This is a genomic window from Pseudoxanthomonas sp. Soil82, from assembly GCF_040446535.1.
GTDB classification, from domain to species: Bacteria; Pseudomonadota; Gammaproteobacteria; order Xanthomonadales; family Xanthomonadaceae; genus Pseudoxanthomonas; species Pseudoxanthomonas kaohsiungensis.
This window is the reverse complement of sequence record NZ_JBEAAK010000002.1, coordinates 338,431-352,581: the sequence shown is the minus strand read 5'-3', so window position 1 is coordinate 352,581 and position 14,151 is coordinate 338,431. Positions and strand designations below refer to the sequence as shown.

Genomic DNA, 14,151 nt, shown 5'->3' with positions numbered 1-14,151 from the left:
CGCGGCCGCAGCCGCGCAACCTCAGGAGAACAGGTCGGTCGCCGGCGTTTCCCTCGGCAACGCGCCCTCCAGCTCCAGCAGGAAGCGCTTGGTTGGCAGGCCGCCACCGAAACCGGTGAGCGAGCCGTCCGCACCGATCACCCGGTGGCAGGGCAGCACTATCGGCAGCGGGTTGCGGCCGTTGGCCGCGCCGACCGCGCGCGTGGCCGCCGGACGGTCCACGCGCAGGGCCAGTTGCGCGTAGCTGGCGGTCTGGCCGTAGGGAATCGACGCCAGAGCGAACCACACCTCGCGCTGGAACGGCGTGCCCCGCGGCGCCAGCGGCAGGTCGAACGTTTCGCGCTTGCCGGCGAAGTATTCGCCCAGCTGCGCCTGCGCCTGGTCCAGCAGCGGATGGTCGCCTTCGCGCCAGCCTCCGCGGGGTTGCGGGTGGCGGTTGCTTGGGAACTCGATCGCATGCAGCCCCGCATCGGACGCGGCGATGGTGAGCGCACCCACCGGGCTGGCGATGCGGCGATAGTGGATCGTGCCCATCATGGTTTCTCCGCGGGTGTGGGCCATGCCATCGCATCGCGCCAGAGGTGGATCACGGCGTAGGCGCGCCAGGGGCGCCAGGCCTCGGCGCGTTCGCGCAGGCCGCGCGCGGTCAGCCGGCTACCATCGCCGGGCACGGCCTTCTGCAACACCAGGTCTTCGGCCGGAAACGCATCCGGATGGCCGAGCGCGCGCATCGCCAGGTACTGCGCCGTCCACGGGCCGATTCCGGGTAGGGCGCTCCAGGCGGCGGCGAAATCGTCCAGCGTCTGTTCGGGCTCGAAGCCCACGCGTCCGTCGAGCAATGCGGCCGACAGCGCGCGCACCGTGGCCACGCGCGCGCCGGTCAGGCCCAGGCCGTCGAGGTCGCCGTCGGCCAGCGCGGCGGGGGTGGGGAACAGGTGCGTCAGGCCGTCCAGCAGCGGTGCGTCCAGCACATGGCCATGGCGCTGCGCCAGCCGCGCGGTCAACGTACGCGCGGCGGCGACGCTCACCTGCTGGCCGATCACCGCGCGCACCGCGATCTCGAAGCCGTCCCAGCCGCTGGGCAGGCGCAGCCCGGGCCGCTTGCGCAGCAGCGGACGCAGTCGCGGGTCGGTCGACAGCGCAGCGGCGATGGCGTTCGGATCGGCATCGAGGTCGAACATGCGGCGCACGCGCTGGACGATGTCGGCCAGTTGCGCGGGCGCGGCGCCGCGCAGTTCGAGCTTGAGCGCATGGCTGCGCTCGGCACGCCCGGCGGGCCAGGCGCTGATCCGCAGCCAGCCGGGCGCGGCCGCCGACCCGATCACGCGCGCATAGCTGCGCGCATCCACCCGCTCCACGCCGGGCAAGGCGCGGCCGCGCAGGAAATCGAGCATGGCGGTGAAGTCGTACGGCGGCCGGTACCCCAGTCGCAGCACCAGCGGCTGGGTGGCATCGCCGACCGGCTGTTCTTCCGGCGCGCGCCGGCGCAGGTCGCGCGGTGCCATGCCGTAGGCGTCAAGGAAGGCGGCATTGAAGCGGCGCAGGCTCGCGAAGCCCGCCGCCAGCGCGACTTCCGTGACCGGCAACGGGGTTTCGGTCAGCAGCTGCTTGGCGAACAGCAGGCGCCGCGTGCCATGTACGCCGATCGGCGCGGCGCCCAGGCGTTCGACGAACAGCCGCCGCAGCTGGCGCTCGCCCAGGTGCACGCGTTCGGCCAGCTCCGCCAGCGACCGCCCGGCGAGGAAGCCCTGGTCGATCAGCTTGAGCGCGCGCGCCACCGTTTCGTCGCCGCGACGCCAGGCGCCGTCGCCCGGCGCCAGTTCCGGGCGGCAGCGCAGGCACGGACGGAAGCCGGCCGACTCGGCCGCCGCCGCGCTCGGGTAGTAGTCCACGTTCTGCGGCTTCGGGGCCGGCGCCGGGCACACCGGACGGCAGTAGATGCCGGTACTGCGCACGGCGGTGAAGAACAGTCCGTCGAAACGCGCATCCCGGCTCAGCCGCGCGCGTTCGCAGATGCGCAGCGGGGGCAGGGCTGCGCTGGAGGAGGCAAGCGGGGCGGGCCGGTTCGACATGCGAGCAGGCTAGCACCACCGGTGGCAGCGGACTGGCCGTTTTCGGACATCGCTGGCGGGGGCACCGCACGCCGCCGCCGGTGCCGCCCGCCCCGGTGCCTTCATGGCTGCCGCAGCGCCGGCAGCAGCGTCCGCGGGTCGCCGTCGTTCGGCTGCGGGGCGATGCCCAGCAGGCGCGCCAGCAGCGGATAGACATCGACATTGTCGAATGGCGGCAGCACCACGCCGTCGCCGAACGCCGGGCCGTCGGCGATGAACACCGCGCGCATCGCCGGCGAGTCCGGGTCGTACCCGTGCGCGCCGCGGTCATGCGTGCCGCTGGCGTTGCGCCTGTCGACGGTCGCGCGCGGCAGTGCGTTCCAGCCTTCGTCCATCTGGCAGACGATGGGGGGGACGCGGGGATGGCTGCCGTACTGCAGGCGCGCCGGGATCGCGGCCTTGTTCCAGCACTGGTAGTGCGCGTGGCGGCCAACCAGGCGCGCGGTGACCTGCGCTTCGTGGCCGCTCCGCGGGACCAGGCCGACCACCTGGCCGATGCTCACCACTTCGGCTTCCTCCATCGACGCCATGTCCTCGACGGCCAGGTAGTGGCCCTCCGGCACCTCGGCCATGCCGTGGTCCGACACCACCAGCACGTTGGTCCGCTCCGCCAGGCCGGCCGCCTCCAGCCGCGCAAGCAGCGCGCCCACCATCGCGTCGGCCGCGCGGATCGCGGCACGGGTTTCAGGCGCGTCGGGACCATGGTCGTGGCCGGCACCGTCGACGTTCTCCAGGTACACGGCGAGCAGGCCCGGAGGGGGGCGTCCGCTCGTGCCAAGCCAGCCGGCGATGCGCTCCACCCGCGCCTCCAGCGGAACCCCCGCATCGAACCGTTGCCAATCCCGCGGCATTACGCCGTCGCGCGGCGCCGTCACCCCCGGCCAGGCCCACACCCCGGTGGCGATGCCGGCCCGTTCGGCGCTGGTCCACAACGGCACGCCCTGCCACCAGCCGGGCACGCGCCCTGCGTCGTTGTCGGCGACGACGAAGCGGCCGAGGGCGGCATCGTTCATCGAGTTGTGGACGATGCCGTGGTGGTCCGGGCGCAGGCCGGTCACCAGGGTGTAGTGGTTCGGGAACGTGAGCACCGGATACGACGGCCGCATCCACTGCGCGCGCACGCCACCGGCCGCCAGCCGGTCGAGGTGCGGAGTGTCGCCACGGCCCAGCGCGTCGGCACGCAGGCCATCGATCGACACCAGCAACAGGGTGGAAGGCGCAGGGGCGGCAGAAGGCGGCGGCGGGGCATGGTGCCGGGGCGGCGCGGCGCAGGCGGACAGCGACAGCAGCAGGACGAGGCTGGCAAGGCGGAGCGGGCGATCGGACATGGGGCAACGCTTGGCGACGACCGTCACAGCTTGGCAGACCCGCGCGCAATGCACATGACACCGGATGCGAAGGGACTTGACCTGTCCAGCCCGGGCGCGGATGCTCGGGCCAGGAACCCAGGAGATGCCGCCTTGAAGCCCATGCCCGTTCTGGTTGCCGTGCTCGCCCTTGTGCCGCTCTCCGAGGCCCAGGCTTCGCTGGGCAGTCCCGCGCGACAGGAGGCTGCGCCGCTGCGGGTCGACGCACCGGCGGCGCCTGCGCAAGGCGCTGCGACGCAGAACGCCGGCCAGCGCACGGAGCGCCGCAGCCGCATGGTCGAAGCGACATTGGACGACCGGCCGGTGATGCGCTTCTCGGCCATGTACCGGGAGGTCGGGCCCAAGCCCGCCACCAAGGACAACTGCCTGCAGGGCACCGGCAGCCGGCTCAAGCGCGAAAACCAGGCCTCCTCGTGCCAGGGCCACGGCCAGATCTTCGTCCCGCCGGATCGCTGATCCATGTCGGTCGGCGGCGCAGCGCTCCGGTGGACCGGCCTGGCGCTGCTCGTGCTGGCGCCCACGGCGCAGGCTGTCGCGCCGCCAACCCCGGCCGATGTCGCCCGCTGCGAAGTCTGGGCGCGTGAGCTGTCCTTCGCGCAGTCGGTGGCCGACCACGACGCCGCCGCATTCGCGGCGCACCTGCACCCGCTCGCCGTTTTCGGCGTGACCCGCCCCAATCCGCAGCGCGGCAAGCGCGAAATCCTCGACGCATGGGCCGGGCTCATCGTCGGGCGCGAAACCCGGCTGTGGTGGTATCCGGAACACGTCCATGCCGGTGGCGACGCCAGCATCGTGTCTTCCAGCGGCCCGGCGCTCTACCAGGACGTGGCCAGCGGCCAGTACCGCCTCGGGCGCTTCAGCTCGGTCTGGCAGCGCGTCGAGGACGGGACCTGGCGCGTCGTGTTCGACGACGGCCTGGCTCCCCGGCCGGTGGAGGCGGCGCAGGTCGAGGCGTTCCACGCCGGGCGCGTCACCGCCTGTCCACCGGCATGAGCATCGGCTGAAGCGGTACGCGTGTCTTCATCGCGGCCTAAGCGGGTGGCACGTATGAATGCCGTATGGACACGAAGCACGATTCATCACGCCGGGCCCCGTCGGGCAGTCGCCATGCTGGCACCGCGACCCGGGCGCTGCTCGTTTTCTTGCTGGGCGGATCCGCATTCCTGACCCAGGCACAGTCGGTGGCGCCCAATCGCTACGGCACGCCCGCGGTACCACCGGTCGCCAATGACAGCGCGCTGGAGCGGCAGCAGAAAGCCGCCGCTGAAGCCCAGCGCAACCAGGATGCCGCTTCGCGCCGGGCCGAGCAGGACCGGATCGGCATGGCCGTGGACGCCAACCGCCAGCGGCTCGAAGCCGATCGTGCAAGGACCGAGCGGCAGCGAGCGGCGGCAGCGAACCCGGCGGAGTCCGAACGCATGCGCCAGGAGTTCGAGCAGCGGCGCCAGGCCGCCGAGCGCGAGCGCGAGGAGCTCGAGCGCCAGCGGGCCGCCTCGGAGGCGCGGCCGGCACCGCCGGAACCCTGAGGGGCCATACCGACGCGGATTCGGCCGCCGCCGCATCGCGCGGACAGGCCCGACGCCCGCGCGCGGCGCCCTGCGATAATGCCGGCCTGTCATTGGAGGTTCCCCGGCATGTCCGACCTGCGCCACGATCCACGCCACGACCCATCGCGCGTCGTCCGCGCCCCGCGCGGCGCCCAGCTGAACTGCCGCAGCTGGCTCACCGAAGCCCCGTACCGGATGCTGCAGAACAACCTGGATCCGGACGTGGCGGAGCGCCCGGAGGACCTGGTCGTCTACGGTGGCATCGGCCGCGCCGCGCGCGACTGGGCCAGCTACGACGCGATCCTGGCCACGCTCAGGGACCTGGGCGACGACGAGACCCTGCTGGTGCAGTCGGGCAAGCCGGTCGGCGTGTTCCCCACCCACGCCGACGCGCCGCGGGTGCTGATCGCCAATTCCAACCTGGTCCCGCACTGGGCCACCTGGGAGCACTTCAACGAGCTCGACCGCAAGGGCCTGATGATGTACGGGCAGATGACCGCCGGCTCGTGGATCTACATCGGCTCCCAAGGCATCGTCCAGGGCACCTACGAGACCTTCGTGGAGATGGGCCGCCAGCACTACGGCGGCAGCCTCAAGGGGCGCTGGATCCTCACCGCCGGCCTGGGCGGCATGGGCGGCGCGCAGCCGCTGGCCGCCTCGCTGGCCGGCGCCAGCAGCCTGACCATCGAATGCCGCCAGTCCAGCATCGATTTCCGCCTGCGCACCCGCTACGTCGACGAGCAGGCGGCCGACCTGGACGACGCACTGGCGCGCATCGCCCGGTACACCGCGGCAGGCGAGGCGAAATCGATCGCGCTGCTGGGCAACGCCGCCGAGATCCTGCCCGAGCTGGTGCGTCGCGGCGTGCGCCCGGACTGCGTCACCGACCAGACCAGCGCGCACGATCCGGTGCACGGCTACCTGCCGGTCGGCTGGACGGTGGAGCAGTGGCTGTCGGCGCAGAACAGCGAGCCGGAAAAGGTGCGCGACGCGGCCAAGGCTTCGATGCGGACCCACGTGGAAGCGATGCTGGCCTTCCACGCGCGCGGCATCCCGACCGTGGACTACGGCAACAACATCCGGCAGATGGCCTTCGACGAGGGCTGCGCGAACGCGTTCGACTTCCCCGGGTTCGTGCCGGCGTACGTGCGGCCGCTGTTCTGCCGCGGGGTCGGTCCCTTCCGCTGGGTCGCGCTGAGCGGCGATCCGGAGGACATCTACCGGACCGACGCGAAGGTCAAGGAGCTGATTCCGGACGACGCCCACCTGCACCGCTGGCTGGACATGGCGCGGGAGCGGATCAGCTTCCAGGGCTTGCCGGCGCGGATCTGCTGGGTCGGCCTGGGCCTGCGCCACAAGCTGGGCTTGGCATTCAACGAGATGGTCCGCAACGGCGAACTGAAGGCGCCGGTGGTGATCGGCCGCGACCACCTCGACAGCGGCTCGGTAGCATCGCCCAACCGCGAGACCGAGGCGATGAAGGACGGTTCGGACGCGGTGTCGGACTGGCCGCTGCTCAATGCCATGCTCAACGTCGCCGGTGGTGCGACCTGGGTGTCGCTGCACCACGGCGGTGGCGTGGGGATGGGCTATTCGCAGCATTCGGGCGTGGTCATCGTCTGCGACGGCAGCGAGGATGCGGACCGGCGCATCGCAAGGGTGCTCTGGAACGACCCGGGCACCGGGGTGATGCGCCATGCCGATGCCGGCTACGAGGTCGCGCGCCAATGCGCGCGCGAGCAGGGGCTGAAGCTGCCGATGGCCTGACCGGGCCGACGCCGGTCCCACGCGGGGCGGGGGAGGTCGCCGCCCGTCGCGGAAGGATGCCCGCCGACGGCCCCGGTTCGCCGACCGCCGCATAGGTCCAAAGTCCCCTTCGCCATCCGCGGGGGCATGCCTATGCTGCCGGCGAACCGTCACTGGAGCGCCTTCCATGAGCCTCGCCCGCCGCACCGTCCTCCTGCTGGTCCTCGCACCGGCCTTGCCGTTGGCGGCGCAGGAAGCATCGCCGCCGCCCGTGACCCCGGCGGCCGGGTTCACGGCGCTGGATGCGAACGGCGACGGCGTCGTCAGCCGCTACGAATACGACGGCGACGTCTTCTCCGTGCTGGACGCCGACGGCGATCAGCGCCTCTCCGCCGCGGAGCTCGATGCGGTGTTGGGCCGCCTGGCCAAGGACGGGCCGTCGGCATCGGAGCGGATCGTGGTCGCCGACCTGGATCGCGACGGCAAGCTGGACGAGAACGAACTGCGCGACGCCGCCGAGATGCGCTTCACGTCGATGGACCGCGATGGCGACGGCAACCTCGACGAGGCCGAGTTCGCGAACGGTTTCGGCGTGCGCGTCCGCTAGCCGGCGGCACGATCGCCGCCGCCTTCGACAGGGTCAGCCCGGTTGCCCCGGGAAGGCCTGCAACGTGGGATCGATATGCGCCCAGGCCGGTGCCGACGCGGTCCAGATCACCATGGTCGGGGCGATGCCGCCGGCGTTGTCGAGGGTGCCGACCCGCACGACCATCTTCAGCAGGTTGCCGCTGGATTCGCTGAACAGATGCGTCCCGCAATCACCGCAGAACGAGCGGCGCATCGCGTTGCCGCTGTCGGCAACACTGTCGTAATGGCGTGGAGTGCCCGCCACGGCCACCGCCGCACGCGGCACCATGATGTTCACCGCCGCATTGCCCAGCGCCCAGTACTGGCAATCGCGGCACCAGCACAGGCGCGTGGCCAGCGGCTCGGCCGAAAGGGTGTAGCGGATCGCACCGCAGCGGCAGCCGCCGGTCCGGGTCATCGCAGGCTCCGTGTCGTGTAGGACAGGAGCCACTCTAGCCGCACCGGGGCGCGCGGTGCAGCCATGGCGCCCCGGCCGCGCGTGCGGTGGTCAGCCGGTCAGTTCCAGGGACAGGTCGAACCCGCCGAAGATCATGCGCTTGCCGTCGAACGGCATCGGCGTGGCGTTCGGGTCCATGCGCGGATCCTCCATCATCTTCTTCACGCCGGCATCCCGGGTGGCCTTGTCCGGCCACTCCACCCACGAGAACACCACCGTCTCGTCGTCTTTTGCAGCCACCGCGCGGAAAAAGTCGGTGACCTTGCCGTGCGGGACGTCATCGCCCCAGCCTTCGACCACGCGCGTGGCGCCGAATTCCAGGAACATCGGATCGAACTGGCGCGCGTGCGCCAGGAACTCCTCCTTGTTGGCGGTGGGAACGGCGATCACGAAGCCATCGATGTAAGGCATGCTGCAGCTCCTCTGCTGGCGGACCGTTATTGGCCCTTGCCGATACGACGGATGGGGGCGCCGCGTATCGACGGGCGCCGGCTACGTTGCATCCGCGCATGTTCAGGACATGGCAAGGGTCCGTCGCGGCGCCGCGACCGAATGCCGTACGCTGGGCGGGCCCTGGCCCGGAGCCTGACCATGTTCGAGATCCTGCCATCGCCGCCGCAACTGGGCGCCTACCGCTTCACCGGCACCCTGACCGCGGCGGACTACGAGCGCTGCATCGCTGACATCGAGGCGCGACTGGCGCGGTTCGCCCGCATCGGCCTGTATTGCGACCTGCGCGGCTTCACCGGCGTCACTCCGGCGGCGATCGCCCATGACCTGCGCTACACGCTGGGAAAGATCGGGCAGTTCGACCGCTTCGCGCGCGGCGCGATCGTGACCGACCGGCACTGGCTGGCGACGGTGACCGGTTTCGCGGCGAAGTTCTTCCCGGAGACCGAGATCCGCAGCTTCGGTGAGGACGAGGTCGAAGCGGCGCTGGGGTGGGCCGGCGCGGTGGATCCGCAACCGCCGCCGGACGCGGCCGCCTGAGCCGCCGCAAGCGCGAAGAGCGGTGGGGCGCGGGATCGTTGCGTCGACCCGGCTTGGGATACCCGGTCTGGTCCCCTGCAGTTGCGGCTATTCGCCGCGGCCGATCCGCGCCCGCAGGGCTGCGACGGCTGGCGCGGCCTGCGGACCTGCTACGCTGCGGCCGAATCCGGTGGAGGCCGCAAATGGGCATCGAGTTGAAGTTCCTGGTGTGGGCCATCGTGCTGGGACTGGTCCAGCTGCTGCTGGCCGACGCCCTGGTCACCCGCCAGCGCGGGCTGGCGTGGAACACCGGACCGCGCGATTCGTCGCCGCCGCTGACCGGCGTGGCCGGGCGCAGCGAACGCGCCTACCGCAATTTCCTCGAGACCTTCCCGTTCTTCGCCGCCGCGGTGCTGGCCGTGACCGTGGCCGGCCGCGCCGACGAGAACAGTGTGCTGGGCGTGCAGCTGTACTTCTGGGCGAGGGTGGCCTATGTGCCGTTGTACCTGGGGGCGATCCGTTACGTGCGCTCGCTGGCCTGGGTCGTATCCATGGCCGGGCTGGTGCTGGTGCTGTCGCCGCTGCTGCACTGAATCGCGCCGCGTTCATCGCAGGTTGTCCGCACGGGCGGGGCTGCGCCTAGACTGGGGCGTCGCCCGTCTTGATGGTCCGTGATGCCCCTCCTGCGTTCCTGCCTGTTCTTCGCCTGCGTCGGCCTGCTGGCCGGTTGCGGACGCGAACCGCCACCGGCGCCGACCGACGCGGTCAAGACGCAGACCGTCGCCTCGCCGGAAGAGGGCGGGGCGGTCAGCCGCGCGCCGATGGCCACGCCGCCGGCGCAGCCTCCGGCCGCCCCGGTGCCCGCCGCAGCCGTACCGCCGGTGGGCAAGGCGCCCGACTGGTCGCCGCTCGAGCTGTCGTCCGGCCAGGCGTGGATCGATTGCGGGCTCGACTACCGGCACGGCGACGGCGAAACGCTCACGGTGCCGAGCCGCGCCAACCTGCGCCACCTGCTTGAACCGTGCCTGGCCGGCGACGCGCTGCGCCTGCGCTACCGCGGCAAGGTCGCCAGCGACTTCACGGCGCTGGTCGAACGGGTGACCCGGGTCGCCGACAGCCTGGGCATCGGCAGCCGCGTGCTGGACCTGGATTCCACCGGTGGCCAGGTCGAGGACGCGATCCGCGTGGGCGACTGGATCGGCGCCAACCGCTGGACGATCTGGGTACGCGAGGATTCGGTCTGCCACAGTGCCTGCGTGTTCGTACTGGCCGGCGGCGACAGCCGCCGCCTGGCCGGCCAGGTCGGCATCCACCGGATCATCCGGCTCAGTTCCACCGCCACCAGCCGGACCGAACTCAACACCGAGCTGCAGGCCGTGTACGCCACCGTGCGCGAGTACCTGGAGCGCAACGGCGCTTCGCCGCTGCTGGCCGACGTGATGAAGACCGTGCCCAACCGCAGCCTGCGCCTGCTGACCGGCGACGAACTGCGCCTGTACGGGCTCGACGGCAACAATGCCGCCCAAGACGACCTGGACCGGGTGCGCCTGCTGGACAAGTGCGGTGACGACTTCATGCGCCGTCGCGATGCGTGGGTGCGTGCGTTCGACGAGCAATGCCGCGAACAGGGGCAGGTCCACGCGCTCAACACCTGCGGTTTGCAGTTGCGGCGCGACTTCGGCTTCCCCGACGACGACTGCCCGGCGGAAAGCCCGCTGGCCGAGTTCAACGAACTGCCCGAGGGGCCGCCCGCCGACGCGCCCGTCGCCGCGCCGGTCGGCGTATCGGCCACCGGCGCCGTCGAGGCGCCGGTAGTGGCCGCCGAACCGGTGCCGTCCGATGCGGCACGCGTGGACGAGGGCCAAGGCGGCTGAACGGCGCCGGGGGGCGTATTCATCTCCGGCGCGACAAGGCCCGGCCATGGGCGCACAATAGCCGGCCCCTTTTTCCGCACGTTCGCCGCGCCGCCCTGGCGCGCCGCCGGAGCCTTCGGATGTCAGCCCCCGACCAAGAATCCCCCGCCGCGCCGCGTTTCGGCGACCTCGGCCTGCCCGAGCCGTTGCTGGCCGCGCTGTCCGACGTCGGCTACGAATCGCCCTCGCCGATCCAGGCCGCGACCATCCCGGCGCTGCTCGCCGGGCGCGACGTGCTCGGCACCGCCCAGACGGGCACCGGCAAGACCGCCGCGTTCGCGCTGCCGGTGCTGGCCAAGCTGGACATGTCCCGCCCCCGGCCGCAGGCGCTGGTGCTGGCGCCCACGCGCGAGCTGGCCATCCAGGTCGCCGAGGCGTTCCAGCGCTACGCGACCCGGATCCCGGGCTTCCACGTGCTGCCGATCTACGGCGGCCAGGGCTACGGCCCGCAGCTGCAGGCCCTGCGCCGCGGCGTGCAGGTCGTGGTCGGCACCCCGGGCCGGGTGATCGACCACCTCAACCGCGGCACCCTGGACCTGTCCGAGCTCCAGTGCCTGGTCCTGGACGAAGCCGACGAAATGCTGCGGATGGGCTTCATCGACGACGTCGAGGCGGTGCTGCAGAAAACCCCGCCGAACCGCCAGGTCGCGCTGTTCTCGGCGACCATGCCGCCGCCGATCCGGCGCATCGCCCAGACTTACCTCAAGGATCCGGCCGAAGTCACCATCGCGGCCAAGACCACCACCTCGGCCAACATCAGGCAGCGCTACTGGTTCGTCACCGGCATGCACAAGCTGGATGCGCTGACCCGCATCCTGGAAGCCGAGCCGTTCGACGCGATGATCGTGTTCGCCCGGACCAAGGCCGCCACCGAGGAGCTGGCCGAGAAGCTGCAGGCGCGCGGCGTGGCCGCCGGCGCGATCAACGGCGACATCCAGCAGCAGCAGCGCGAGCGCACCATCCAGCAGCTCAAGGACGGCAAGCTCGACGTGCTGGTGGCCACCGACGTGGCCGCGCGCGGCCTGGACGTGGAGCGCATCAGCCACGTGCTCAACTACGACATCCCGTACGACACCGAGAGCTACGTGCACCGGATCGGCCGCACCGGCCGTGCCGGACGCAGCGGCGAGGCGATCCTGTTCGTCACCCCGCGCGAGAAGGGCATGCTGCGCGCGATCGAGCGCGCCACCCGGCAGCCGATCGAGGAGATGCGGCTGCCGTCGGTGGCGGCGGTGAACGACCGTCGCGTGGCGCGCTTCTTCGAGAAGATCTCCGGCGTGCTGGAAAGCGGCGGGCTGGAGGACTACCGCGAGCTGGTGGACCGCTACGCCGGCGAGCACGACGTGGCCGCAAGCGAGATCGCCGCCGCGCTGGCCAAGCTGCTGCAGGGCGGCACGCCACTGCTGCTGGAGGCGCGCGACGAGCCGCCGCCGCGCCCGGCCCGCGCCGAGCGCGAGCCGCGCCCGTTCCAGGAGCGCGAGCGCCGGGCGCATCCGGCGCGCGACCCGGGCGACGCTTTCGCCCCGCGAGCGCCGCGTGCGCACGACGCCGAGTTCGGCGCCCGCCCGCCACGCACGCCCAAGCCACCGCGCGCCGCTCCCGATGCCGGCATGGAGACCTACCGGGTCGAAGTGGGGCACATGCACGGGGTCAAGCCCGGGAACATCGTCGGTGCGATCGCCAACGAGGCCGGCCTGGAGAGCCGTTTCATCGGCCGCATCGACATCCATGACGACCACTCGATCCTGGACCTGCCCGAGGGCATGCCGCCGGAGGTCATGTCGCACCTGCAGAAGACCTGGGTGGTGGGCCAGCAGTTGCGGATCAGCCGCTGGGACGGCAGCCATGCGCCGTCGGCCGACGCGCCGAAGGCCGGGTTCCGGCCGGGTCCGCGTCCGCACGGCCCGCGTCCGCCCGGCGCCCGGCCGGGCAAGCCGGGTGCCGGGGCGCCCAGGCCGCACCGCAAGGGACCGCCGAAGCCGCACGGCTGAGTCGGCCCTTCGGCGCCGGCCGATCCATCGCTCGGCCTGCTTCTCGATTTCACAGTGGCCGCCGCGCCATCGACGCAGAAGCCGGCGGCCATCGCCGCGCCTGTGCAGGCGCGGCATCGCCGATAATGGCGCCATGACCGTCCGCCTCAACAAGCACATCGCCGAAACCGGCTTCTGTTCCCGCCGCGAGGCCGACCGCCTGATCTTCGAGCGCCGCGTCACCGTCAACGGCCAGCCGGCCGGGGTCGGTGCGGTGGTGGGCGAGGGCGACACCGTGCTGGTCGACGGCCAGCCGCTGAAGGCGCGTACGGCCAAGGCCGGCAAGCGCCGCCACGTCTACATCGCCCTGAACAAGCCGGTCGGCGTCACCTGCACGACCGAGTCGTCGGTGAAGGGCAATATCGTGGACTTCGTCGGCCACGAGCAGCGGATCTTCCCGGTCGGCCGCCTGGACAAGGATTCGGAAGGCCTGATCCTGCTGACGAGCAACGGCGACATCGTCAACGAGATCCTGCGCGCGGAGAACCGCCACCAGAAGGAGTACCTGGTCGCGGTCAACAAGCCGGTGACCGACGAATTCCTGCGCGGCATGGCGCGCGGGGTGCGCATCCACGGCCAGATGACCCTGCCGTGCCGGACCACGCGGATCGCCAAGTTCGGCTTCAGGATCGTGCTCGAGCAGGGCCTGAACCGGCAGATCCGGCTGATGGCGGCCGCGTTCGACTACCGGGTCACCCAGTTGCGACGGGTGCGGATCGACAACGTCAAGCTCGGCGCGCTCAAGCCCGGCCAGTGGCGCAACCTGACCGAGGCCGAGCTGCAGGGCCTGCTGCCGGGCCGGCAGGACTGGTAGGGGTGCCGGGCCGCGGCCCGGGGCTTGATGCGGATCAAGGCGGCGGGCGCAGTCCGCATTACCATCCTTCCGACAGTCCCGACGGAGGTAGCAGGCCATGAAGATCCTGTTGGCGGTGGACGAGAGTGCGATCGGCGCGGCGGCGGTGCGCCACGTGGCCAAGCTGGCCAAGGCGCTGAAGGCCACGCCGCAGCTGTATGTCCTCAACGTCGTGCCGCGGCTGTCGAAGGCCGCCGAGAAGGAGTTCGGCAAGGCCGGGCCGGACCGCTATTACCAGGCGCAGTTCGAGGCCGCGCTGGCGCCGCTGCGGCCGCTGCTCAAGCGCACGCGGCTGCCGTTCCAGGAGCGCACCGCAACCGGCGACATCGTGCCCACCCTGCTGGCGGAAGCCAAGGCCGCCAAGGCGGACATGATCGTGATCGGCAGCCATGGCAAGGGCGCGCTGAAGAGCCTGCTGGTCGGCTCGGTGACGCAGAAGGTGATCGCGCTCAGCCCGGTGCCGGTGCTGGTCGTGCACTGAGCGCAGCGCGTGCGCGCCGTTGACGCCGGCGCCCGCCGCGCTTGGCATAC

At 71.7% G+C, this 14,151-nt stretch carries 16 protein-coding genes; 11 read left to right on the top strand and 5 right to left on the bottom strand.

What is annotated here, in order from left to right; translation table 11 throughout:
- Positions 1-21: 21 nt before the first annotated feature.
- From ABKA19_RS07070 to ABKA19_RS07060, 3 genes are all read right to left on the bottom strand, one after another.
- Positions 22-534, bottom strand: a complete 513-nt coding sequence (locus ABKA19_RS07070; protein WP_353688315.1) for a methylated-DNA--[protein]-cysteine S-methyltransferase — start codon at positions 532-534, stop codon at positions 22-24.
- Complete coding sequence (locus ABKA19_RS07065; protein ID WP_353688314.1) at positions 534-2,072, bottom strand: AlkA N-terminal domain-containing protein; 1,539 nt, start codon at positions 2,070-2,072, stop codon at positions 534-536. Before ABKA19_RS07065 ends, ABKA19_RS07070 begins: the two co-directional genes overlap by 1 nt.
- 101 nt (positions 2,073-2,173) lie before the next feature.
- Positions 2,174-3,439, bottom strand: coding sequence for an alkaline phosphatase family protein (locus ABKA19_RS07060; protein WP_353688313.1), 1,266 nt, complete (start codon positions 3,437-3,439; stop codon positions 2,174-2,176).
- Positions 3,440-3,580: 141 nt separating this feature from the next.
- Here ABKA19_RS07060 and ABKA19_RS07055 point away from each other — a divergent pair, with 141 nt between their 5' ends.
- The 5 genes from ABKA19_RS07055 to ABKA19_RS07035 all read left to right on the top strand — a co-directional run bounded on the left by ABKA19_RS07055 (position 3,581) and on the right by ABKA19_RS07035 (position 7,378).
- Positions 3,581-3,934 carry a hypothetical protein gene (locus ABKA19_RS07055; RefSeq protein ID WP_353688312.1) on the top strand — a complete coding sequence of 118 codons (354 nt, stop codon included), beginning with the start codon at positions 3,581-3,583 and terminating at the stop codon, positions 3,932-3,934.
- A 3-nt stretch (positions 3,935-3,937) separates the two neighbouring features.
- A complete protein-coding gene (locus ABKA19_RS07050; RefSeq protein WP_353688311.1) occupies positions 3,938-4,471 on the top strand; it encodes a DUF4440 domain-containing protein in 534 nt (177 codons plus the stop codon).
- A 188-nt stretch (positions 4,472-4,659) separates the two neighbouring features.
- Entirely contained in the window at positions 4,660-5,004 is a 345-nt protein-coding gene (locus ABKA19_RS07045) for a hypothetical protein (protein WP_353688310.1), read from the top strand.
- Positions 5,005-5,112: 108 nt separating this feature from the next.
- Entirely contained in the window at positions 5,113-6,792 is a 1,680-nt protein-coding gene (gene hutU, locus ABKA19_RS07040; RefSeq protein WP_353688309.1) for a urocanate hydratase, read from the top strand.
- Between the two features lie 166 nt (positions 6,793-6,958).
- On the top strand, positions 6,959-7,378 hold the full coding sequence (locus ABKA19_RS07035; RefSeq protein WP_353688308.1) for an EF-hand domain-containing protein: 420 nt from the start codon (positions 6,959-6,961) through the stop codon (positions 7,376-7,378).
- A gap of 33 nt (positions 7,379-7,411) precedes the next feature.
- Here ABKA19_RS07035 and ABKA19_RS07030 read toward each other — a convergent pair whose 3' ends face one another.
- Positions 7,412-7,816, bottom strand: a complete 405-nt coding sequence (locus tag ABKA19_RS07030) for a GFA family protein (protein ID WP_353688307.1) — start codon at positions 7,814-7,816, stop codon at positions 7,412-7,414.
- Positions 7,817-7,906: 90 nt separating this feature from the next.
- Entirely contained in the window at positions 7,907-8,266 is a 360-nt protein-coding gene (locus ABKA19_RS07025) for a DUF1428 domain-containing protein (RefSeq protein ID WP_162377284.1), read from the bottom strand.
- Positions 8,267-8,446: 180 nt separating this feature from the next.
- Between ABKA19_RS07025 and ABKA19_RS07020 the strand changes: the two genes are divergently transcribed.
- From ABKA19_RS07020 to ABKA19_RS06995, 6 genes are all read left to right on the top strand, one after another.
- Entirely contained in the window at positions 8,447-8,845 is a 399-nt protein-coding gene (locus ABKA19_RS07020) for a SpoIIAA family protein (protein ID WP_353688306.1), read from the top strand.
- 182 nt (positions 8,846-9,027) lie between these two features.
- Positions 9,028-9,417 (top strand): MAPEG family protein, encoded by a 390-nt coding sequence (locus tag ABKA19_RS07015; RefSeq protein ID WP_353688305.1) that lies wholly within the window; start codon positions 9,028-9,030, stop codon positions 9,415-9,417.
- Between the two features lie 81 nt (positions 9,418-9,498).
- On the top strand, positions 9,499-10,698 hold the full coding sequence (locus tag ABKA19_RS07010; RefSeq protein ID WP_353688304.1) for a COG3904 family protein: 1,200 nt from the start codon (positions 9,499-9,501) through the stop codon (positions 10,696-10,698).
- 119 nt (positions 10,699-10,817) lie between these two features.
- Positions 10,818-12,728, top strand: coding sequence for a DEAD/DEAH box helicase (locus ABKA19_RS07005; protein WP_353688303.1), 1,911 nt, complete (start codon positions 10,818-10,820; stop codon positions 12,726-12,728).
- 133 nt (positions 12,729-12,861) lie between these two features.
- A complete protein-coding gene (locus tag ABKA19_RS07000; protein ID WP_162377362.1) occupies positions 12,862-13,581 on the top strand; it encodes a pseudouridine synthase in 720 nt (239 codons plus the stop codon).
- A 97-nt stretch (positions 13,582-13,678) separates the two neighbouring features.
- The gene (locus ABKA19_RS06995) at positions 13,679-14,101 is read left to right on the top strand and encodes a universal stress protein (RefSeq protein WP_353688302.1); all 423 of its coding nucleotides are present in this window, start codon (positions 13,679-13,681) and stop codon (positions 14,099-14,101) included.
- Positions 14,102-14,151 lie beyond the last annotated feature (50 nt).